Source organism: Nonomuraea longicatena, from assembly GCF_039525605.1.
Classification (GTDB): domain Bacteria; phylum Actinomycetota; class Actinomycetes; order Streptosporangiales; family Streptosporangiaceae; genus Nonomuraea; species Nonomuraea longicatena.
On record NZ_BAAAHQ010000036.1, the window covers coordinates 110,512 to 131,552 of the forward strand.

Annotated in this window: 21 protein-coding genes and 1 pseudogene; 8 read left to right on the forward strand and 14 right to left on the reverse strand. The window is 72.2% G+C overall.

Going from position 1 to position 21,041, the window contains the following annotated elements; translation table 11 throughout:
* Window positions 1-7 precede the first annotated feature (7 nt).
* Complete coding sequence (locus ABD120_RS29145) at window positions 8-907, forward strand: exodeoxyribonuclease III (protein ID WP_343953347.1); 900 nt, start codon at window positions 8-10, stop codon at window positions 905-907.
* On the opposite strand, the gene ABD120_RS29150 is transcribed toward ABD120_RS29145, so the two are convergent.
* Complete coding sequence (locus tag ABD120_RS29150) at window positions 867-1,853, reverse strand: aldo/keto reductase (protein WP_343953348.1); 987 nt, start codon at window positions 1,851-1,853, stop codon at window positions 867-869. The genes ABD120_RS29145 and ABD120_RS29150 overlap by 41 nt on opposite strands.
* Before the next feature lie 153 nt (window positions 1,854-2,006).
* Between ABD120_RS29150 and ABD120_RS29155 the strand changes: the two genes are divergently transcribed.
* The 6 genes from ABD120_RS29155 (at window position 2,007) to ABD120_RS29180 (ending at window position 8,086) form a co-directional block, all read left to right on the forward strand.
* Window positions 2,007-3,374 (forward strand): TrkH family potassium uptake protein, encoded by a 1,368-nt coding sequence (locus tag ABD120_RS29155; protein WP_343953349.1) that lies wholly within the window; start codon window positions 2,007-2,009, stop codon window positions 3,372-3,374.
* Window positions 3,367-4,029 (forward strand): potassium channel family protein, encoded by a 663-nt coding sequence (locus ABD120_RS29160; RefSeq protein WP_343953350.1) that lies wholly within the window; start codon window positions 3,367-3,369, stop codon window positions 4,027-4,029. Before ABD120_RS29155 ends, ABD120_RS29160 begins: the two co-directional genes overlap by 8 nt.
* 8 nt (window positions 4,030-4,037) lie before the next feature.
* Window positions 4,038-4,703 (forward strand): two-component system response regulator CseB, encoded by a 666-nt coding sequence (gene cseB / locus ABD120_RS29165; protein WP_343953351.1) that lies wholly within the window; start codon window positions 4,038-4,040, stop codon window positions 4,701-4,703.
* Window positions 4,700-5,929 (forward strand): sensor histidine kinase, encoded by a 1,230-nt coding sequence (locus tag ABD120_RS29170; protein WP_343953353.1) that lies wholly within the window; start codon window positions 4,700-4,702, stop codon window positions 5,927-5,929. Before cseB ends, ABD120_RS29170 begins: the two co-directional genes overlap by 4 nt.
* Before the next feature lie 81 nt (window positions 5,930-6,010).
* A complete protein-coding gene (locus ABD120_RS29175) occupies window positions 6,011-6,880 on the forward strand; it encodes a D-alanyl-D-alanine carboxypeptidase family protein (protein ID WP_343953354.1) in 870 nt (289 codons plus the stop codon).
* A 90-nt stretch (window positions 6,881-6,970) separates the two neighbouring features.
* Window positions 6,971-8,086: a methyltransferase gene (locus ABD120_RS29180; protein ID WP_343953355.1), complete on the forward strand. Its 1,116-nt coding sequence runs from the start codon at window positions 6,971-6,973 to the stop codon at window positions 8,084-8,086.
* Here ABD120_RS29180 and ABD120_RS29185 read toward each other — a convergent pair.
* The 8 genes and pseudogenes from ABD120_RS29185 to ABD120_RS29220 form a co-directional block, all read right to left on the reverse strand.
* Window positions 8,058-8,294, reverse strand: a pseudogene (locus ABD120_RS29185) (carboxymuconolactone decarboxylase family protein); the annotation flags it as partial. The gene ABD120_RS29180 and the pseudogene ABD120_RS29185 sit on opposite strands and share 29 nt — an antisense overlap.
* A 199-nt stretch (window positions 8,295-8,493) precedes the next feature.
* Window positions 8,494-9,312, reverse strand: coding sequence for a PIG-L family deacetylase (locus ABD120_RS29190; RefSeq protein ID WP_343953356.1), 819 nt, complete (start codon window positions 9,310-9,312; stop codon window positions 8,494-8,496).
* A gap of 39 nt (window positions 9,313-9,351) precedes the next feature.
* Window positions 9,352-10,740, reverse strand: a complete 1,389-nt coding sequence (locus ABD120_RS29195; RefSeq protein WP_343953357.1) for a tetratricopeptide repeat protein — start codon at window positions 10,738-10,740, stop codon at window positions 9,352-9,354.
* Window positions 10,741-10,769: 29 nt separating this feature from the next.
* A complete protein-coding gene (locus ABD120_RS29200) occupies window positions 10,770-11,945 on the reverse strand; it encodes a glycosyltransferase family 4 protein (RefSeq protein ID WP_343953359.1) in 1,176 nt (391 codons plus the stop codon).
* On the reverse strand, window positions 11,942-12,778 hold the full coding sequence (locus tag ABD120_RS29205) for a sulfotransferase family protein (RefSeq protein WP_343953361.1): 837 nt from the start codon (window positions 12,776-12,778) through the stop codon (window positions 11,942-11,944). The genes ABD120_RS29200 and ABD120_RS29205 overlap by 4 nt, the downstream gene beginning before the upstream one ends.
* 48 nt (window positions 12,779-12,826) lie before the next feature.
* A complete protein-coding gene (locus tag ABD120_RS29210) occupies window positions 12,827-13,339 on the reverse strand; it encodes a GNAT family N-acetyltransferase (protein WP_343953362.1) in 513 nt (170 codons plus the stop codon).
* A gap of 90 nt (window positions 13,340-13,429) precedes the next feature.
* Entirely contained in the window at window positions 13,430-14,551 is a 1,122-nt protein-coding gene (locus ABD120_RS29215; RefSeq protein WP_343953364.1) for a hypothetical protein, read from the reverse strand.
* Window positions 14,542-15,585, reverse strand: a complete 1,044-nt coding sequence (locus tag ABD120_RS29220; protein WP_343953365.1) for a hypothetical protein — start codon at window positions 15,583-15,585, stop codon at window positions 14,542-14,544. Before ABD120_RS29220 ends, ABD120_RS29215 begins: the two co-directional genes overlap by 10 nt.
* A gap of 321 nt (window positions 15,586-15,906) precedes the next feature.
* Between ABD120_RS29220 and ABD120_RS29225 the strand changes: the two genes are divergently transcribed.
* Window positions 15,907-16,143 carry a hypothetical protein gene (locus ABD120_RS29225; protein ID WP_343953366.1) on the forward strand — a complete coding sequence of 79 codons (237 nt, stop codon included), beginning with the start codon at window positions 15,907-15,909 and terminating at the stop codon, window positions 16,141-16,143.
* 78 nt (window positions 16,144-16,221) lie between these two features.
* On the opposite strand, the gene ABD120_RS29230 is transcribed toward ABD120_RS29225, so the two are convergent.
* From ABD120_RS29230 to ABD120_RS29250, 5 genes are all read right to left on the reverse strand, one after another.
* On the reverse strand, window positions 16,222-17,190 hold the full coding sequence (locus ABD120_RS29230) for an MsnO8 family LLM class oxidoreductase (protein ID WP_343953367.1): 969 nt from the start codon (window positions 17,188-17,190) through the stop codon (window positions 16,222-16,224).
* Between the two features lie 27 nt (window positions 17,191-17,217).
* Window positions 17,218-18,234 carry a hypothetical protein gene (locus ABD120_RS29235; RefSeq protein WP_343953368.1) on the reverse strand — a complete coding sequence of 339 codons (1,017 nt, stop codon included), beginning with the start codon at window positions 18,232-18,234 and terminating at the stop codon, window positions 17,218-17,220.
* Window positions 18,231-18,719, reverse strand: coding sequence for a SigE family RNA polymerase sigma factor (locus ABD120_RS29240; protein WP_343953369.1), 489 nt, complete (start codon window positions 18,717-18,719; stop codon window positions 18,231-18,233). The genes ABD120_RS29235 and ABD120_RS29240 overlap by 4 nt, the downstream gene beginning before the upstream one ends.
* A gap of 338 nt (window positions 18,720-19,057) precedes the next feature.
* Complete coding sequence (locus ABD120_RS29245) at window positions 19,058-20,011, reverse strand: adenylate/guanylate cyclase domain-containing protein (protein WP_343953370.1); 954 nt, start codon at window positions 20,009-20,011, stop codon at window positions 19,058-19,060.
* A gap of 201 nt (window positions 20,012-20,212) precedes the next feature.
* Entirely contained in the window at window positions 20,213-20,965 is a 753-nt protein-coding gene (locus ABD120_RS29250) for a FadR/GntR family transcriptional regulator (RefSeq protein WP_343953371.1), read from the reverse strand.
* Between the last annotated feature and the right edge of the window lie 76 nt (window positions 20,966-21,041).

Below are 21,041 nucleotides of genomic sequence, written 5' to 3' on the forward strand. Positions count from 1 at the left end.
TTGACCGGTGCGTGTGGCCACCTGGAACGTCAACTCGATCAGGCAACGGGTGCCCCGGCTGCTGCCGTGGCTCGACGAGCGCCGCCCCGACGTCGTCTGCCTGCAGGAGACCAAGCTCGCCGACGACGCCCTCACGGCGGTGCTCGGCGGCGAACTGGCCGCCAGAGGCTACGAGGCCGCCCTGAACGGCGAACCCCGCTGGAACGGCGTGGCGATCCTGTCCAGGGTCGGCCTCGCCGACGTCGTCAAGGGAGTGCCGGGGGCGCCGGGATTCCCGCACGAGGAGGCCCGCGCCGTGTCCGCCACCTGCGGTGGCGTGCGCGTCCACTCCGTGTACGTGCCCAACGGCCGCACCCCCGGCTCCCCCCACTACCGGTACAAACTCGACTGGCTGGCGGCCTTGCGCGAGCAGGTCGAGCAGGGCCCGGCCGACGTCCTGGTGTGCGGCGACGTCAACATCGCCCCGGCCGACGCCGACGTCTTCGACCCCGACGCCTACGCCGGCCAGACCCACGTCACCGAACCCGAGCGCGCCGCCCTGACCCGGCTGCTGTCGGCCGGGTTGCACGACGTGGTCCGCGAACGCTGGCCGGACTCCCGCGTGTTCACCTACTGGGACTACCGCGCCGGCATGTTCCACAAGGACCTCGGCATGCGCATCGACCTCGTCCTGGCCACCGCCCCGGTGGCGGCGCGGGTGCGCGCCGCCTGGGTCGACCGGCACGCCCGCAAGGGCACCGGTCCCAGCGACCACGCCCCGGTGATCGCCGACCTCGACACCGCGCCGGACGGCGACCTCGGCCCCGTCGTACCCCCTCCGTCGGCCCCCGCGCCGAAGCGCGGGACGACGACCCTGCCGCAGTCGGTCAGTGCGCCGCGCTCAGACGGGCCCGCTGGTCGTCGCTGAGCGCGAGCTCCACGGCGGCCAGGTTCTCCTCCAACTGCTCCAGCGACGAGGCCCCCGCCAGCGGGATCACCGGGAAGGGCAGGCCGAGCTGCCAGGCCAGCACGACCTGGTTGGGCGTCGCCCCCGTCTCCTTCGCGACCTCGCGCAGCACCGCCAGGCGCGGCGGCGTGCCCGGGTGGTCGTAGTCGGGCGGCAGCGGCTTGTCCGTCCGCGTGTAGGCCCCGGCCAGCAGCGGCGAGTACGCCACCAGGGTCAGGCCCGGCTCGGCCCGCAGATAGCCGACCAGCTCGGGGCCGACGTGGCCGATGCTGCCGTCGGGGAAGAGGCCGGAGGGCACGTCGAAGCGCGGCCGCAGCAGGCTGTGCTGGTACTGCAGCACCTCGAAGCCCGCCACCCCGGCCGAGGCCGCCAGCGCGCGGGCGCGCTCCACCCGCCACACGGCGTGGTTGCTGGCGCCGAGCAGGCCGACCGTCCCGTCGGCGACCAGGGCGCCGAAGGCGGCGACGGTCTCCTCCAGCGGCACCGTACGGTCCTCGATGTGGGCGTACAGGACGTCGAGCCGCTCGACCCCGAGCCGTTCCCGGCTCAGGTCCGCCTGCTCACGGATCACCCGGGCCGACAGACCCTCGGGGTTGTCCTCGTAGCCGGTGCCGGGGGAGAGCGGGCGCGCGCCGAGCTTGGTGGCGATCACCACCTCGTCGGTGACACCCCGGCTGCGGCGCCAGCGGCCGAGCACCGCCTCGCTCTGCCCGCCCTGGCCGCCGTCGGCCCAGAACGCGTAGTTGTTCGAGGTGTCGATGAAGGTGCCGCCCGCCTCGACGAACCGGTCGAGGACGGCGAACGAGGTGCGCTCGTCCGTCCGGGTGCCGAAGAGCATCGCGCCGAGAGAGAGCACGCTCACCTTGCGGCGGGTGGCAGGGTCGGTTCCGATCTCACGGTATTCCATGTCCCGGAGTGTGGATGCTGGAGCGCGCTCCAGGTCAAGTAGCGCCTCGCCGCACGAGCGGGGCGACGGCGGGCGTAGGATCGGCGCCATGACCGGCATTGTCCGCATTCGCCGTGCATCCGCCCGGCGACGCCGGCCGGAGGCCGCCACACCATGACCGGCTTGTCCAGGCGCTCCCGCTGGACGAGCGTCCTTCTGTCGCGTTTCCAGCACCCGGCCCAGCTGGTGGTGACCTCCTTCGGGTTGCTGGTCGTCGTCGGCACCGTCCTGCTGCTGCAGCCGATCGCCACCACGGGCAGGCCCGCGGACGTGGTCGACGCGCTGTTCACCGCCACCTCCGCCGTCACCGTCACCGGCTTGGCCGTCGTCGACACCCAGGCCCACTGGTCGGTCTTCGGCGAACTCGTGATCGCCGGGCTGGCGCAGGTCGGCGGCCTCGGCATCATGACGTTCGCGACGCTGTTCGCGGTGCTGGTCGGCCGCCGTGTCGGGCTGCGCTTCCGGCTGATGGCGCAGGCGGAGACCAGCATGCTCAGCATGGCCGACGTGCGGGTGATCGCCCGCCGGGTGGTCGTCTTCAGCCTCACGTGCGAGGTGGTCTTCGCCGCCGTCCTCGCCGCCCGCTGGATGATCGGGTACGGCGAACCGTTCCTGCGCGCCGTCTATTACGGCGTCTTCCACAGCATCATGGCCTTCAACCACGCCGGGTTCGCGCTGTGGCCCGACGGCCTGAACCGGTTCGTCGCCGACCCGTGGATCAGCGTGACGATCACCCTCGCGGTGGTCGTCGGCGGCCTCGGCTTCCCCGTTGTCTTCGAGCTGCGCCGCAACTGGCTGCGCCCGCGCCGCTGGTCGATCATGACCAGGCTGACCGTGTGGATCTCGCTGGCGCTGCTGGCCGTCGGCACCCTGTTCCTGCTGGTCGCCGAGTGGGACAACGCGGGCACCTTCGGCCCGCTCAGCGAGGGCGACAAGCTGATGGCCGCCTTGTTCGCCTCCTCGATGACCCGTTCCGCCGGCCTCAATACCGTCGACGTCGGCCAGATGCACTCGTCGAGCTGGCTGTTCAGCGACCTGCTCATGTTCATCGGCGGCGGCAGCGCCAGCACCGCGGGCGGCATCAAGGTCACGACGTTCGGCGTCCTCGCCTACGTCATCTGGGCCGAGCTGCGCGGCGAGCCGCACGTCAACATCGGCAACCGCCGCGTGTCGGGGGCGGTGCAGCGTCAGGCCATCGCGATCACGCTGATCAGCGGGATGCTGGTGGCCGCGTCCACCTACGTCCTGCTCGTGATCAGCCCGTTCGGGCTCGACCGGGTGCTGTTCGAGGTGATCTCCGCGTTCACCACGACGGGCCTGTCCACGGGTATCACCTCCCAGTTCTCGCCCGTCGGGCTTATCCTGCTGTCCCTGCTGATGTTCGTGGGCCGTACCGGCCCGCTGACGCTGGGGTGGGCGCTGGCGCTCCGGGAGCGCAGCCGCCGCTACGAGCTGCCCGAGGAGAGGGTCATCGTTGGCTGACAAGAACAGCGACCCGGTCGTGGTGATCGGCCTGGGCCGGTTCGGCACCTCGCTGGCGCTGGAGCTGACGCGGCGCGGCACCGAGGTGCTGGCGATCGACAACCGTCCCAAGGTGGCGCAGAGCCTGGCCGGTCGCATCACCCACATCGCCACCGCCGACGCCACCGACCTGGAGGCGCTGCGCCAGCTCGGCGTGCCCGACTTCTACCGGGCCGTCGTCGCGATCGGCGGCGACCTGGAGGCCAGCATCCTGACCGCGGCGCTGCTGTCGGAGCTGGAGATCGACGACATCTGGGCCAAGGCCGTCAGCCGCCAGCACGGCCAGATCCTGCGCCGCATCGGCGCCCACCACGTCGTCTTCCCCGAGCACGACATGGGCGAGCGGGTCGCCCACCTGGTCAGCGGCCGGATGCTCGACTACATGCAGGTCGACGAGGGCTTCGCACTGGTCAAGACCCGCCCGCCCAAGGAGTACGTCGGGGTGCCGCTCGGCCGCTCCAGCCTGCGCCGCAAGTACGGCGTCACCATCGTCGCCGTCAAGAGCAGGGGCGAGGAGTTCACCTACGCCACGGCCGAGACCGAGCTGACCTACGACGACGTGGTCCTGGTCTCGGGCGCCACCGAGGCCGTCGAGCGCTTCTCCGAGCTGCCATAGGCTGTGGCGTGACCTCCATTCTGCTCGTCGAGGACGACGACGTGATCCGCAGGACCGTCTCGATGGCCCTCGAACGCTACGGCTACCGCCTGGCCACCGCCGGCGACGGGCTGGCCGGGCTGGAGACCTTCCGGGCGGGCGGGCACGACCTGCTGGTGCTCGACATCATGCTTCCCGGCCTCGACGGCATCGGCCTGTGCCGCAGGGTCAGGGAGACCAGCCAGGTGCCGATCCTGATGATGTCGGCGCGCGGCGACTCCTTCGACGTCGTGTCGGGGCTGGAGGCGGGGGCCGACGACTACGTGGTCAAACCCGTGGACATCCCGGTGCTGGTGGCGCGGATCCGATCGCTGCTGCGCCGTACGGCCGCGCCGGTCGCGGCGACGGGCGTGCTCACCTTCGGCGACCTGAGCGTCGACCCGGCGGCTCTGGAGGTACGGCTGGCCGGCACCCCGGTCGAGCTCGCGCCGAGCGAACTGCGGCTGCTGCTGGTGTTCGCCGCCAACCCCGGCATCGTCCTGGAACGCGCCACGCTGCTGCGCGAGGTGTGGGACTACGGCTGGGACGGCGACAGCCGTGTCGTCGACCTGTGCGTGCAGCGGCTGCGCAAGAAGATCGGCGCCGAGCGCATCGAGACCGTGCGCGGGTTCGGCTACAAGCTGCGCAGGTCATGAGACCCGGCTCGCTGCGCTGGAAGATCGCGGCGCTGATCGTGCTCGCCTGCGGCGCGGTCACGGCCGTCGTCGGCGTGCTCGTGCACGACATGTTCCGGGAACGCGGCATGCGCGAGGGCGAGGGCCGGGCGATGCGGGAGGTCACGCAGACCGCCGAGGAGTACCGCACCCGCCGGCCGCCCAGCGGCGTAACCCCGTGGACCGACTGGATCAGGCACCCCACCGCGCTGCCCGAGCCGCTGCGCGCCCGGCTCGTCCGAGGCGAGCCCGTCACCTGGTACGACGACACCCAGCCCGAACAGCCGTGGATGTGGGCGGGCCTGCTGCTCGACGACGGGATGGTCTCGGTCTCCCAGACGGAGATGGCCTCCGACCTCCTGCGGCTGCGCGCCCTCGACCGCGCGATGGTCAAGGCGGCGCTGACCGCGCTGGCCGTGGCGGTGCCCCTGTCGGTCCTGCTGGCCGAACCGGTCAACCGCCGCCTGCGCCGGGTCGCCGTCACCGCACGGAAGATCGCGGACGGTGACCTCGACGCCCGCGTGGGCGCGCGCCGGGCCGGCGGCGACGAGATCGCCGACATCTCCGCCGCCGTGGACTCCATGGCCGCGAGCCTGCAGCACCGGCTGCTCGCCGAGCAGCGCTTCACCGCCGACGTCGCCCACGACCTGCGCACCCCGCTGATGGGGCTGGGCGCCGCGGCCGCGCTGCTGGACGACGGCGAGGCCGCCGGCCTGGTACGTGACCGGGTGCGGGTGCTGCGCGCCCTGGTCGAGGACCTGCTGGAGATCTCCCGGCTGGACGCGGGCGCCGAGGTGGCCGAACGTGTCCGCGTGCCGCTCGCCGACCTCGCCGCGCAGTCGGCCGCCCGCTCCGGGGTCGAGGCCCGGGTGCGGGCCTTCGGCGACCCGGTTGCGGAGACCGACCCGCGCCGCCTGGACCGTATCCTCGCCAACCTGCTGGTCAACGCCCAGCGCCATGGGGCGGCGCCCGTGGAGGTCGTGGTCGCCGCCGAGGAGATCGCGGTCCGCGACCACGGCCCCGGCTACCCCGCCGTACTGCTCGCCGACGGGCCGCAGCGCTTCCGCACCGGCGCCGAGGAACGCGGGCGCGGGCACGGGCTCGGGCTCACGATCGCGCTGGGCCAGGCCGCCGTCATCGGCGCCGAGCTCACCTTCGCCAACGCCCCCGACGGCGGCGCCGTCGCCAGGCTGCGCCTGCCACGCTGATACAGGACCGATACCCGACCAAGCCGGTACGGCGACGCGGTCGCGGCCGCCGGGACACCTCCGCCGCGCAACCTGACCGGTATGCGAAGAGTGTTGATGTTTCTCCTGGTCACCCTCACCGGCTGCGGCAGCCTGCCGCCTGGATCCGGCACCGCCTCGGCGTCGGTGTCCCTGCCGTGGCCGGAGGAGGGGCAGTCCGCCGTCGAGGTCGAGGGAATCGGCAGCCTCGGCGTCAGCGGCGAACAGCGACCCGTCCCCATCGCCAGCGTCACCAAGATCATGACCGCCCACGTCATCCTGGGCCGCCACCCGCTGGCGCCCGGCGACGACGGTCCGCTGATCACCGTGGACGCGGCGGCGGCGGAGGAGTCCCACACCCGGGTGGAGTCCACCGCACCGGTCAGGGAAGGTCAGCGGATCCGGCTGCGCCACGCGCTGGAGCTCATGCTGGTGCCCTCGGGCAACAACGTGGCGCGGCTGCTCGCCCGCTGGGAGGCGGGGTCGCAGGAGCGCTTCGTCGGACGCATGAACGCCGCCGCCCGCCGCCTCGGTATGGACGACACCAGGTACACCGGCGCCAGCGGCAACGAGGACAGCACCGTCAGCACCGCCGCCGACCAGCTCATCCTGGCCAGGAAGGCGATGGCGGACCCGGTCTTCCGCGAGGTGGTGGCCGGCACCCACACCGTCGTACCGGGGGAGGGCAGAAGCCTGCCCAACACCAACACCCTGCTCGGGCGCGACGGCGTCATCGGGGTCAAGACCGGCTCGGGGACCGTGGCCGGAGGCAACCTGGTGTGGGCCTCCCGGGTGCGCGGCAGGCTGGTGCTCGGTGTGATCCTCGGCCAGGCGACCGGCGCCGGCCCGGCCGCGGCCAAGGCAGCCGTCCTCGACCAGGGCGCGAAGATGAGCGCGGCCGTGGCGCGGTGGCTGCGCGAGCGGGGCCGGTGAGCCGAAGGCGGCGTCCGGATCGACCGGCCTGCCGCGGTGGCCGCGCGAGCGGGGCCGGTGAGCTCCGGCCCGCGCTAGCCTGGGTCCACGATGGACCGACTCCTCAGCGCCGACCTCACCCGCTACCCCGAGGATCCGCGCGACCCGCTGCGCGCCTGGGACGCCGCCGACGCCTATCTGCTGCGCCACGTCGGCACACCCACCGGCCTCGTGGTCGTCCTCGGCGACCGCTGGGGCGCGCTCACCACCGCCCTCGCGGCCTGCGACCCGGTGCAGATCAGCGACTCCTTCCTCACCCAGGAGGCCACCCGCGCCAACCTGAAGCGCAACGGCGGCACCGCCACCCTGCTCACCACCCAGGACAGCCCGCCCGAGCGCATCGACACGCTGCTGGTCCGCGTCCCGAAGAGCCTCGCCCTGCTCGAAGACCAGCTCCACCGGCTGGCCCCCGCCCTGCACGCGGACTCCGTCGTCGTCGGCACCGGCATGGTCAAGGAGATCCACACCTCGACGCTGCGCCTGTTCGAACGGCTCGTCGGGCCCACCAGGACCTCCCTCGCCGAGAAGAAGGCCCGCCTCGTCTTCGCCACCCCCGACCCCGGCCTGGTCCGGCCCGCCAACCCGTGGCCCCACACCTACCGGCTGCCCCGCGACGCCGGCGTCGTGTCAGGGCGCGAGATCGTCAACCACGCGGGCGTCTTCTGCGCCGACCGGCTCGACATCGGCACCCGCTTCCTGCTCACCCACCTGCCCGCGACGCACGGTCCGGTCCGGGTGGCAGACCTCGGCTGCGGCAACGGCGTCGTCGGCCTGGCCGTCTCGCTGGCCAACCCCGAAGCCGAACTCGTCTACCTCGACGAGTCCCACCAGGCCATCGCCTCGGCCCGTGCCAACGCGGTCGCGGGCTGCGCACGCTTCCTCGTCTGCGACGGCATCGGCGACCTTGAGTCCGGCTCCCTCGACCTCGTGGTCAACAACCCGCCCTTCCACTCGCACCAGACCAGCACCGACAAGACCGCCTGGCGCATGTTCACCGGCGCCCGCCGCGCGCTGCGGCCCGGCGGCGAGCTGTGGGTGATCGGCAACCGGCACCTCGGCTATCACGCCAAACTGCGCCGGCTGTTCGGCGGGTGCGAGGTCGTGGCCAGCGACCCGAAGTTCGTGCTGCTGCGCGCCGTCAACCGGCCCCGTCCGCCACGTCGTTGAGCACCCGCTGGGCGACGGCGAACGCCGCGTTCGCGGCGGGTACGCCGCAGTAGATCGCGCACTGCAGCAGCACCTCGCCGATCTCCTCCGGCGTCAGGCCGCTCCGCAGCGCCGCCCGCACATGCATGGCCAGCTCGTCCAGGTGGCCCCCGGCGACCAGGGCGGTGAGGGTGACGCAGCTGCGGGTACGGCGATCCAAGCGCCTCCACCCCCGCGCACGCCCCGCCTTCCATTGGATGGAAACAGCCCCTCTTAAGGTGATTTTTCCCCCAACGACCCGCCCGCCTCCGCCGGACAGCGGCAGGACGCGGCGATCACGAAGCAGCCACGGACCGCAGCCACAGCGCCCGTCTTCGCCGGACAGCGGCAGGACGGCCAGCAGCACCGGTAGCCCTCAGCGGGCGGGCTCAGCGCAGACCGGCGAACAGGTCGTCCTCACGCTCGGGCGCCGAGGCGACCTTGTTGACCACCCGGACGAACGCCTCGTGGGAGAAGGCCGCGTTGGCGACCTCCTCCGGCATCTGGAGCACGAAGATGCTGTCGCCCTGGCTCGCGTGCGCCCGCAGCGCCTTCATCTTCCGCCCCACCGTCTCGGACACGTCGACCGTGGTCGTGACCAGCTCGTCGGGGGTGCCGAAGTCGTCGCCGGGCTCGAAGTCGTCGCCGAAGTCGACCCCCGCCGCCTGCATCTGCTCGAACATCTTCCGCATGGCCTCGCGGGGCATCGCCGTGTAGTAGAGCTTGTCGGGGATGCCCGTGGACTCGGTCGCCGCGACCGCGATGCGGTGCGCCTGGATGTGGTCGGGGTGGCCGTAGCCGCCGTTCTCGTCGTAGGTCACCACCACCTGCGGCCGGTAGCGCTCGATCAGCTCGGCCAGCCGCGTGGCGGCGGTCTCGACCGGCACGTTGGCGAAGGCGGCCGGGTCGTGGTTGGCCTCCCACCCGTCCATGCCGGAATCCTGGTAGCCGAGCAGTTCGACGTGGTCGATGCCGAGATGCCCGGCCGACTCGCGCAACTCGTCGAGGCGCTGCCGCGCCACGGCGGCCGTGTCGTGGCCCTCGCCACCGGGCTTCACCCCGCCGGGGCCGTCGCCCTGCTCGCCGTTGGTGCAGGTCACCAGCACGGTGCGGATGCCCTCGTCGGCGTAGCGCGCGAGGATGCCGCCCGTGCTGAGAACCTCGTCGTCAGGATGTGCGTGCACGGCCATCAGCGTCAGTCGTCCCATGGGGGTGGAGCCTACTCGCCGCAACCGACATTTCGGTGCTCACGCTGTGCGGACCAGTTCCTCCGCCCGCAGCCGGGCGGTCGCCGCGGCCCCGTTGCGGCCGAGCCGCTCGGCCAGGTCCGCCTGCTTGAGCCAGTTGAAGGGACTGCACGGCCGCACCGAGACGCGCTCGCTCAGCAGCGTGCGCGCCACGTCGTGCAGCCCGCCGCGCAGCGCGGCCTCCAGCAGGGTCTTCTGCACGGCGTCGCGCTGCGCGTGGCTGCCGCCGAACTCGTTGACCCGGTGCCTGATCGGATACAGCTCCGCCACCACCCGCTCGTACTCCCCCCGCCCGTACGCCACGAGCGCCCGGCACACGGGCAGCCCGACCCGGGCGGTCATGGCCGCGTTGGAGGAGTTCGCGGGCGGGTCCGCCAGGTAAGCCGTACGCTCGGCGATCAGCCGCTCGGCCTCGGCCATCCGCCCGGCGCCGACGTAGGCCATCACGGCGTGGGCGTCGTTGAAGGCGTAGAACGCCTCCTCCACCTTGGGCACCCACGCCTCGGCCAGCGCCCGCCAGCGCTCGTGCCGCACGTCGCCCTCCAGGTACAGGCGCCACAGCAGCGCCGCCGCGTCGATCAGATCCATGGCGCTCTGCCCGTCGGCCAGCACGCTGTCGTAGACGGACAGGGCGCGGGCGGTGTCGCCGGACTCGAGGGAGTACAGCGCGTAGTGCCACCAGTTGTGCACGTTGAAGAAGGTGCCGGTGGACCAGTCGTCCACGCGGGCGTCGAGATAGCGCACGCCGTCGCCGAAGCGTCCCTGCATCTCGTAGGTGTGGACCACCGCGTGGATGCCCCACACGTCGCGGGCGTTGAACTCCACGGCCCGCAGCCCCACCTCCTCCGCACGGTCGTAGTGCCCGGCCTCCTCCAGGCCGAAGGCGTACATGCCGAGGACGTGACCGTAGTGGCGGTCGTCCTCCGACCAGGAGGTGAGCACCCCGCCGACGCGGTCGCGCAGTGAGCGCGCGTCGCCGGTGAAGAAGTCGACCTGATGGCCCGTGAGCAGGGCGAGCGCGTCGCGCGGGTAGGCTTCGCTGATGGCCTGCAGCCGGGCGCCGCAGGTCGTGAAGTCGCCGTCGAGCAGTGCCTGGACCGCCTCGACGTGGGCGCGCTCACGGGGGAGCAGCCCGCCGGTCCCCACCCGGCCCCTGAAGGCGGCGAACCGCTCGCGGGCGGCCCGCGCGTCGTCGGCCTGCGTGGTCAGCAGCCCGAGGTAGGCGGCCAGCACGTTGCCCATCGCGAAGCCGGGCTCGGCCGCCAGCGCCGCCCCGGCCTCGGCGTCCACCTCGGCGCGGAAGTGCAGCAGCTCGTCGACGGCCCGGTCGTAGTGGTGCACCGCCTGCTCGGAGCCGGTGACGGCGAGCCCATGCTGATCTGTGGTCATGCCTCCACGCTAACCACCGGCGGGCCGCCTCAGTCGGGCCAGTAGCCGTCTGTCACCCGCTCGCCGGCGAGCAGTTCGGCGAACAGATCCTCCCAGAGCGGCATGACCCGGTCGGGAGCGTACGAGCGGGCGGTCTCGGCGGCGGCCGTGCCCATCCGGGAACGCAGCGACACGTCGCCCATCAGCCGCTCCAGCGCGGCGGCGAGGCCGGAGACGTCCTCAGGGGGGACCAGCAGCCCGTCCGACCCGTCGGTGAGCACCTCGGCGGGGCCGGTCGGGCAGTCGAAGGCGGCGACGGGCAGCGCGTGGCTCATCGCCTCGATCATCACCATCGGCAGCCCCTCGAAGCGCGAGCTGAGCGCGAACACCGAAGCCCCGGCCATCTCCGCGCCGAGGCTGCTCGTCCGGCCCATCAGCCGGACCCGTCCCCGCAGCCCGTGCTCCTCGACGAGCGCGGCCAGCCGCTCCCTGCGCGGACCGGTGCCGAAGATCCGCAACTCCCACTCCCGATGCCGCTCCGTGGCCGCGCCGAACGCGGGGATCAGCAGGTCGAAGCCCTTCTGGCGCACCAGGCGCCCGGCCGCGAGCACCACGGGCCGCTCGTGGCGTGAGTGCGTCGTCTCGACGGTGTGCACCGCGTTCGGGATGCGCACCACCGGCGTACGCGGCAGCGCGCTGCGGTACTCGTCCCGGGTGGCGCCGGTGAGCACGGCCACGGCGTCCAGCCTGCCGTAGTGGCGCAGGATCTCCCTGCGCACCGGCTCGCGGTAGGCGGTCAGGTTCATGTGCTCCTGGGCGATGCGGACGACACGCCGTGAGCCCCGGCGGGCGGAGATCAGGTTGAGCGCGGGCCGGGTGGTGACGAGCACGCCGTCGTCGAGTCCGGCGACGTACTCCATCACCGCTCTCTCCACCCGTTCGGTGAAATATCCGGCGGCGAACTCGCCCACGGGCACCATCCGGCCCCGCACCCGCCGCCACGCCCGCCGCGCCACCGAGTCGGGCAGGCGCCCGGCCCGCTGATCGACCAGCGTGGACAGAGTCACCCTCGGGTCGAGGGGGAAGGCGACGGACTCGCGCCGCCGTACCACGCTCACGATCTCGACGCTGTGGCCCGCGGCGGCCATCGCGTTGGCCTGGTTGACCACGGTGCGGATGGTGCCGCCTAGGCCGTAGGCGTGCAGAAGCAGGTAGCGGATCCTCACGGGAGGTACCCCCACGTCTCGCACATCGGCCGCAGCACCTCCGGGACGTCCTGCGGGGCCGCCCGGCCGGGCTGCACCGTGCCGGAAACGATCTTGTCCTTCCAGTCGCCGAGCCCTTTGCGCACCACGTCGGGCGTGCCGTACTCAAGCATGCCCGGCTCCCAGCCGAGCCCGAGGAAGTCGCAGATCGCCCGCGTCTCCCGGGCCGGATCCGCCGTCAGGTCCTCATACCGTACGGTCAGCCCGCGCAACCCGGCCCGCGCCCGCTGCACCGCCTTCATGTACCGCAGCGCGTCCCCGGCGGCCTCCTCCCGGCTGCGCCGCTCGGGCGCGGCCTCGTGCCAGGAGGCCGCGATCGAGGCCGGATGCCGCAGGAGGAAGACGAACCGCGCGTCCGGCCAGCACGTCGCGATGCGCTCGTAGGCGAAGGCGTTGGCGGGCGTCTTGTCCACGATGTGACGCTTGCCGCTGCGGACCAGCTCCCGGTGGAGCACCCGGTCCCACAACAGGTGCTCCAGGTCGGCCCGGTTGTGGCCGAGAGCCTCCATGGCCTGCTCGGCCAGCCGGGTGCCGAGCCCGACACCGAGCCGCCTGACGTGCAGCTCGTGCGGTGCGTGCAGCTCCGAGTGGGCGTTCAGGAGCGCGCGCAACAGGGTCGAGCCGGAGCGCACCGGGCACAGGATGAAGACCGGAGCCGACAGCAGCCGGTCGGTACGGGCGTCGGCTGGCGGCCTGACCGGGGACCGTGGGGGCGCTTTCGGGCGCTCCGCCTTCCTGAGGTGGTATCCGGTGTACCTGACCAGCGCGTCGTTGAAGGTGCGCTGCCATGTCATGCAGGGGGAGGGTAGCCACCGTACCTGTGAATTGCCTGGCAGGAGCCCTCAGGAGGCCAGTGACAGGGACAGGTCCTTGACGAGGATCCGGCAGACGTCGGCGGTGCGGACCGCCCGCCCGGCCCGGTAGTCGACGCGCGTGGTGCGTACGGGCGGATAGCCCCACTCCTCGAAGCCGAGGCGTTTGTACAGGCGGCACACGCGCGGGTTGTCGAGATCGACGCCGAGGGCCACGCGCGTGTGGCCGAGCGCGCGCAGGCGCCGTTCGGCGGCTGCGACGAGCTGGGTGCCGATGCGCTTGTTGCGGTGGCGTCCGACCACCTCCAGGTGGGTCAGCAGCGGCACGCCGGGCAGCCGGGCGCGGACCTCGGCCTCCTCCGCGCTGCCGAGCCACAGGTAGACGTCACCCACCGGAACGCCCGCCCACCAGGCGACCAGCAGCACGCCGTGACCGTCGCGCTGCCTGGCCAGGTGGGCGGTGAAGTAGCGCTCCTGGCCGAGCGCGTCCACCAGCGCGGGCAGGTCGTCGGTCGCGGCCTGCGAGATCTGGATGTGACGCATAACCTCAACCTTCGGGCCCGGGTTCGGCGTGTCACAACTGTCGTTTTCCAACGAAGCTCGGGGTTCTTCTTCGGTGGATGTTCACAGGGATCAGCCGAGGTGGAGCGAATCCAGCGGGGCGGCCCCCTCCCGGGTGAGCCGCAGGTCCGGTGCCGACGCCACGGCCTCCAGCCCGTCGAGGTAGTCGCGCCACACGCGCCGGTCCTCACGCCAGGCGGCGAGGTAGGCCAGGCACAGCTCCGGCGTGATCAGCCGCAGCCGGTCCAGTGCGGCCGTCAGCGAGGCGAGCATCGCCGCCCTGCGCCCGGCCGGGGCCCGGGTGGGCACCAGGTCCGCGATGCCCGCGACGAACCGCTCGCGCCGGGCGAGGAACTCCGCCCAGTGCGCGTGGTCGGCGTCGGCCAGCCCCCTGCCCTCGTCCAGCAGCCAGAACAGGCCCTCCGCCAGGACGTCGCCGAGTTCCTCCGTGCGGGCGCGGCCGGGGTCGGCGAATGGGTCGTACGGCCGCTGCCTGATCGTGCCCGCGACCGCGAGCGAGCGCAGCCCGTCGTCGTCCAGCAGGTAGAACCAGTCCTCGTTGTAGACGTCGGGGAAGAACGAGACGTGGCGGGTGGTCTCCACCGCCAGCGCGCCGCCGCCCACGAACGACTCCTGGTCGCCGCCCACCTCCCGGTAGGCGTGGCAGACCACGGAGTTGTCGGGGAAGCCGGTGTCGTCCACCGACAGCGCCACCGCCGCGTGCTGGTCCAGCAGGGTGGCGGCCCGGCGCAGGTCGTCGGGCGAGGGCACCTCGATGTCGTCGTCCATGAAGATCACCCGCTCCCAGCCGAGCATGCGGGTGATCGCCAGGCCCAGGTTGCGTTTGGCCGCCGTGTCGGTGCCGCGCCGCAGCTCGGCGGGCAGGACACGGCTCGTGGCCAGCGCGGGCAGGCGCAGCCGGGCCGGGTCGGCGACGACGAAGGCGTGCAGTCGTGCCGCCGGGTCGTGCACCGCCCTGATCCCGTCGAATCCGGTGTAATGGGGCCCGCTGCCGAGTACGACGAGCGGGCAGTCGAGTTTGCGTGACAGCTCCACCGTGTGGCCGAGGTACGCGGTCGGGCGGACGGTGGGCACGATGATCGCGTCCACCCTCGCCCTGGTCGCGGGCGCGTCGAGCGCCTTCAGCAGGTGCCGGTGTGAGCCGTGGTGGTCTGGTGAGCCGGTTATGGCCATTCGTGTAGTCGTTGTTCCTGGTCGGTCCAGTCGGGTGTGATCACCGTGCGCTGGAAGACGGGCACCTTGGTCAGCAGGGCGAAGGACTCATTTCCGGCGAAGCGCGCGCGCAGGTATTCGGTGTTCCTGTCGCGAAAGCGCGCGTGGGTGAGCGCGCGGACGGCTCCGTAGGTGCCCCGGCCGTACATGCCGTTGCAGATGGTCAGCGTGCGCTTGCGGTTGAGCGGGCTGACCCCTCGGTAGAACAGGGCGACGTCGGCGACGAGTTCGCCGTCGTGCAGTTCGGGGTAGAAGCGGCGTTCGCCCACCTCGAAGCACGGGCCCTTCTCGCCGCCCCATTCGTTGCGCTGCTGGATCGGCAGTTCCAGGTGCTCCATCACGCTGCGCGTGACGGGGTTCCAGTCGACGCCGCCGATGAGGACGACGTGGGCCGTGTAGTCGTCGGCGGTCAGCCGTCCCGGCCCGGCCTTGCGCACGCGCACCTCGCTCGCGGGATTGACCGCGCGGATGTGGCCGTGCAGTTCCAGGAGCGCGTCCACGTCGGCGTAGGTGTAGAGCTCGACGTAGTCGGGTTCGTCCGGATCGACGTACGGCATGCGCGCGAGCATGTCCGGTGGGAGCTGCGCGCAGATGATGCGGATCGGCTTGCCGTCGGGGAAGTGCCAGAAACCCTGGGCGGGCAGTTCCTCCTCCTGCCCGAGCCCGAGGGCCAGTGCCCTCAGTCGCAGCAGCTCGCCTCTCAGCCGCTCGCGTTCGGCGTGCTCCTCGCGCTCCAGTTCGTCCTCCTGGAGCAGCCGCAGCTTGCCGCCCTCGGCGGAGCGTTCGGTGCAGAACAGCGTGGCGTACGCCTCAAGGCGGGAGATGGGCGGGACCTTCGGGTGGGTGTCCGACTCCCACGAGGAGATGAGCGCGTTGCTGAGCCCGCCCAGCGCCACGCCGAGCATCGGCTGAGTGACCTTGACGTGGGGCCAACGCTGGGTGCGGAGTGACCTGAGCCGTTGCGCCAGACGGACGGCGTCGTCCATCGGTTCCATCGTGACACCCTTCATCTGAGCTTCAGTATCCAAGTAAACATCTACTGATGCTCAGTCGCGAGCACGTTGCCATACCGGTTTCTTCACGACAAAACGGATCACGTCCGCCGCGAGGCCAACATCCTACGATGTCGACTCTGACAGGTCCGAAGGTTTTTGTGGCCGATTTCGGGGAACGCCTACTTCAGAAGTGAAGTGAAACTTCAGTAAAGGTTCAGTAATGCGTACTGTCCGTGCACCGCCCCGCTCTCGACGGCGCGAGCAGGCCCCTCACCACCTCCCGCAGGCCACCCCGCGTCACACCCCCGGAAGGGAGCCACCATGATCGTGTTGTTAGTCCAGAGCCTTCCGACCACCGAGGGCGTCGCCGCCGCCCGAGGAGTCCTGTCGCTGCTGGCCGTCTTCGCCTTCTGGGCGATGGTCGTCGCCGTCCGCCAGCTCGGCAGGGTCGTCACCGTACTGCTGCGGCTGTTGCTTCTCGCCTTCGCCGTCACCGCGTTCGGCGCGCTCGCCGTCGCGGTCGTGGCGCAGTTCGCACTGGGCGCCGGACTCCGATGAGCGTCCGGGCCGACGCAGGCCGGCCTCCTGAACCGGAGGCCCGCGCAACGGGGATGGGCGCGCTCGCGCCCATCCCGATCACAGCACCGCCAGCCTCCGGTAGGACTCCAGCCGCGCGTCCAGGTCGTAGGTGTTCATCGTGACCAGCACCTCGTCGGCCCCGGTCCGCGCCACCAGGTCCGCCAGCGCCACGCCGACCTCGTCCGCCGTACCGTGGATCCGGCCCCGCAGGGCCTCCTCGAACAGCGCCCGCTCACGCTCGCTCATCCCCAGCGCGGCGATCGCCTCCACGGGCTCCAGCGGCGGGAACGCACCGCGCGTCCGCGACACCGCCGTCGCCCAGGACTCAGGCCACTGCAACCGCGCCGCCTGCTGGCGGGTGGGCGCCACGGCGACGTCGGCCGCCACCATCACGTATGGCGCCGCCGCCCACACCGAGGGCCGGAACCCCGCTCGGTAACGCCCGGCCGCCTCCGCCGCCTTCGGCCCGCTGCCGATCACCATCGGCAGCCCGTGCGCCGAGGCGAGATCGGCCCCCGCCCCCATCGCCAGCACGAACGGCGCCGGCCGCAGCCCCTCCGCGGGCAGCGCGTGCACCCCCGGATGGCTCTCCTGCTTGCCGGTGAAGAAGCCCAGCAGTTCGGTGAGGCTCGCGTCGAAGTCGTCGGCGTCGCGCAGTCCGTGCCCCAACGCCTTGCGGATGCCGCCCGTGAACCCGACCGAGCGGCCGAGCCCCATGTCGACGCGGCCCGGATACAGCGCCTCCAGCACGCCGAACTGCTCGGCCACCACGAGCGGCCGGTGGTTGGGCAGCATCACACCGCCGGTACCGACCCGGATGCGCGAGGTCGCCGCCGCCACGGCGGCGGCCAGCACGGTCGGCGCCGACCCCGCCACCCCCGGCACGCTGTGGTGCTCGGACACCCAGAACCGGTGGTAGCCGAGTTCCTCGGCCTGCCGGGCGAAGACGAGGGTCTCACGCAGCGCCCCCGCCGGATCCTGCCCGGCGCGGACGAGCGAACGGTCGAGAACGGAGAGGCGAGTCATGTCCGCTGCAACACCGCGCGGCGTCGGCTACTTCCGGTAGAGCCCGATCCGCCAGCCGACGGGCCGGTTCGTGGTCTCCCCTTCGGCCCGCAGGGTGAGCGTGACGCGGACGCGCTTGCCACGCGGCGCGGGGAACTCGGTCATGACCCCGCCGAACCGGTCCTTTCCGGCGATCGCGCAACCGCCCTCGCTGCCGCCTCTGCCGTTGAAGGCCCGTGCGATCCGCAGCCGTCCGGCCAGTTCGCCGGAGCAGATCGCGTCGACGGCGACGGTGCCGCCGTGGCCCTCGACCTCGAAGGTCACACTCCGCTTGCCGGGCCACACCCCCGACTTCACGCCGACCTTCCGGTATCCGTCGAACTCGGCGGGCGGTTCGGGGACCGTACCCGGGTCGACGGGTCGCTCGGGCGGGGTCCACTCGTAGAACGCCAGGGACACCTCGCGCGGCTCGGGCGCGGGCTGCCTCGCCTCGGGCGTGCAGTCCGACGGCTTCCGCTTGCCCACGCAGGCCCAGCCGCCGACCCGGGGATCGATGACGATCTTCACCTCTTTCGCGCGCTCGGGCAGGTCGAGACCTGTCAGGCGCATCGTCGGCGCGCAGTTCCCCGGAGCCGACGAGTAGAAGCGCTTCGCCTCGATGCGGACCATGGGGCCTCCCGTCCCGGGACTCTCGCAGAACGCGGCCAGGTCGAGCGGCTTCCCGTTGAGCGGGATGGTCAGGGTCACCGCCTTCTCTCCCGGGTAGTCCACGGACTGCAGCGCCACCCTGCGGTAGGCGGTGCCGTCCCGGGAGGTGAAGGTCTCGGGCGCCGGTGAGCCGGGTGTGACCGCGACCCGGTCGACGGGCTTCGCGGCCTCGGGGGTGCCGGGGAAGGCCAGCCAGCCCGCCGTGGCCAGTCCCGCCACCGCGACTCCCGCCGCCAGGGCGCGCACGGTCCTGCGGCGCCGTACGCGGGCGCGTACCTGCCGGACCCGCTTCGGGTTGTGCGGCGCCACGGCCCCGGCGCGCTCCTTCAGCAACTCGCGCAGTTCCTGTGTGCTCATGAGCGCGTCTCCTCCGCGATCGTCTCGTCCAGTCGCAACTTGGCCAGCGCCTTGGCGGTCTGGCTCTTCACCGTCCCCTGGTCGCAGCCGAGGATCCGGGCGGTCTCCGCCACCGGCAGGTCCTCGTAGAAGCGCAGCACGACCACGGCCCGCTGCCTCGGCGGCAGCTTCGCGACCGACCGCCACAGCCAGGCGCGCCGGTCGAGGTCGCCGGTGCCGTCCTCGCTGATCCGCTCCGGCAGGTCGGCGCTCGGCACCTCGCGGCGCCAGCGGCGCCGCCACCAGGAGGTGTAGGTGGTCACGAGGACCCGGCGCAGGTACGCGTCCGGCTCGTCCACGCGCGGCCAGGCCGACCACGCCTTGGCCAGCGACTCCTGAAGCAGGTCCTCGGCCAGTGCCCAGTCGTGGGTGAGCAGGTAGGCGAGCCGGAGGAACCGGTCGGACCGGGCCGCCACGTAGTCATGAAATGTCGCTCTATAAGCCACGTAAGGTCCTTGTAGTGGTTGTCATCACCCCCACTGACGCATCGGCCGCCGAGCCCGGTTGCCCGCCGACACCGCGATTCTCGTGGCAGTCCACGATCGGCTCACCTGGGCCGTTGCACCGATCGGCGGCGGCATGCAGCGGAGCGGTCCGGTCGGCCGTCTGCCACGAGGGGCGAGCCGCTGTGGGTGACGGGCAGGCCACGAGGGCGGGCGGTGCCGTTGTGCGTGACGGGGGCTCACGTGCGGCCGCAGTCCCGCTGGACGGGCGAGAACCGGCATGGGCGGCGGGCATGGGCGGGCGACGCCCAAGGAGCCGGAGGAGGCCGAGGCGCTTCCGGTCAGAGGCTGCGGGAGAGGGTGAAGGGGACGAGTTCGCCGAGGCCCCGCACGGTCAGCCGGTCCACGGCGCGCAGGGCGAAGGCCCGGTCGCCGGTCAGTTCCTCGGCCATGTCCGGATCCATCAGGATCGTGCCCGGCAGCGCCAGCGAGGTCAGCCTGCTGGCCAGGTTGACGGTGGTGCCGAACACGTCGCCCATGCGCCCGATCACCGGCCCCACCGCGAGCCCCACCCGCAGTTCGGGCATGTTGCGGACCTTCGAGTGCGCCTCCACCAGCCGCAACGCGATCTCGGCGGCGTCGTGGGACTTGCCCGAGACGAACAGCACGGAGTCGCCGAGCGTCTTGACGACCCGGCCGCCGCCGGAGGTCACCACGTCGGCCGAGCGGCCTTCGAAGGAGTCGACCAGCGACGACAGCTCGATCTCGGTGATCTGCCTGCTCAGCCGGGTGAACCCGACCAGGTCGGCGAAGCCGACGGCCAGCCGGACCGCGCTCTTCTCCTGGTCGACGAGGCGTCCGGCGGAGGCGGCGAGCTGGCGCCGCCAGGCGTAGACGAGCAGTCTTTCGAGGTCGGGCACCACGCGCCGGGCGCGCCGGGTCCATGCGCGGGGGCGCTCGGTGAGCGGAACCCCTGCCTGGTCGAGCGCCTCGGCGCCGAGTTCGGCCTGCGACTCGGCCAGCCGGGCCGTGGCCCGGCCCAGCGAGCGGGCCATGAGCAGCACGTGCTCCTCGTCGTACAGGCCCCGGCTGACCATGCCGAGCATCGTCTTCAGCGCCTCGACGTCGGAGTCGGTGAACTCCATCGCGTCGTCGGACACGTTCGCGAACCCAAGCGCCCGCCAGAACCTGCGGGCACGGTAGACCGGCACCCCGGCCATGTAGGCGACCTGGTGGCTGGTGTAGCGACGGGGTTCGCGGAGGAACGCCTCCGTGAGACCGTCCTCGGTGGTCACGGCTCAACTTAACATCGACGGACCTTCGGTACATTATCCCGCCTGGTCCCGGGCTGTCCGTCTTGTGCCTTCCGGGCACGCGCATATTCCCCGCAGACCGGCGGCCGGTCGATGGGCCGGCCTGGCGGGAAGCGCTCACTCACCTCACCGCTGTCGGTTCATGGGCCGGACCCCGGTGGGAAGCGCTCGTCTCCGTCGCCGTCAGTCGAGGAGGGAGCGCAGCGCGGCGCGTTCGGCGGCGGGCACGTAGGCGACGTAGTAGTCGTACATGGTCTGGCGCGACAGCCGGGCCGCGAGCGGGCCGTCGCCCGCGCGTACGGCGGCCAGAACCTCCTCGTGGTGGCGGATGCTGCGCGCCATCAGCGCCGCCCGGTCGGCCTCTCCGGCGATGCGGTCGGAGACCAGCCCGAGCACGATCGAGCGCACCACGTCCTGGCAGATCTGGATCAGCTTGTTGCCGCTGGCCCGTGCGACGGCGTCGTGGAAGGCCACGTCGGCGGCGCTGAAGGCGTCGTAGCCGCGCTGCGCGGCGGCCCGCATCGCGCCGATCGCCGACTCCATCTCCGCCAGTTGCTCTTCGGTGCGCAGCCGCGCGGCCATCAGATTGGCGGCGGCGTCGAGCGTCATGCGGAAGCCGACCAACTCGCCCAGCGAGAGCTGGTCCACCCGGGCGAGCGTGGCCAGCGACTTGTGCAGCGCGGCGGGCGTGAACGGCAGCACCTCGGCGCCGCCCGGATCGCCGGGCCGTGAGCGCACCAGGCCGCGTGCCTGCAGCACGCGCAGCGCCTCGCGCACCGTGGAGCGGCTGACGGAGAACTGGACCATCAGCTCGCGCTCGCTCGGCAGGCGCTGTCCCGGCGTGAGCGCGCCGGATCCGACGGCCTCCTCGATCTGCTCCACCACACGCTCATAGGCGCGTACGGTGCGCACCGGTTCGAACCGAGGTCCGGACACGAAAGCCCCCTTGACCCGGGCAGTTGAAGGCTGGCAGTGTGCAGCCTACTGGTCCGACCAGTGCACTAGCCAGGAG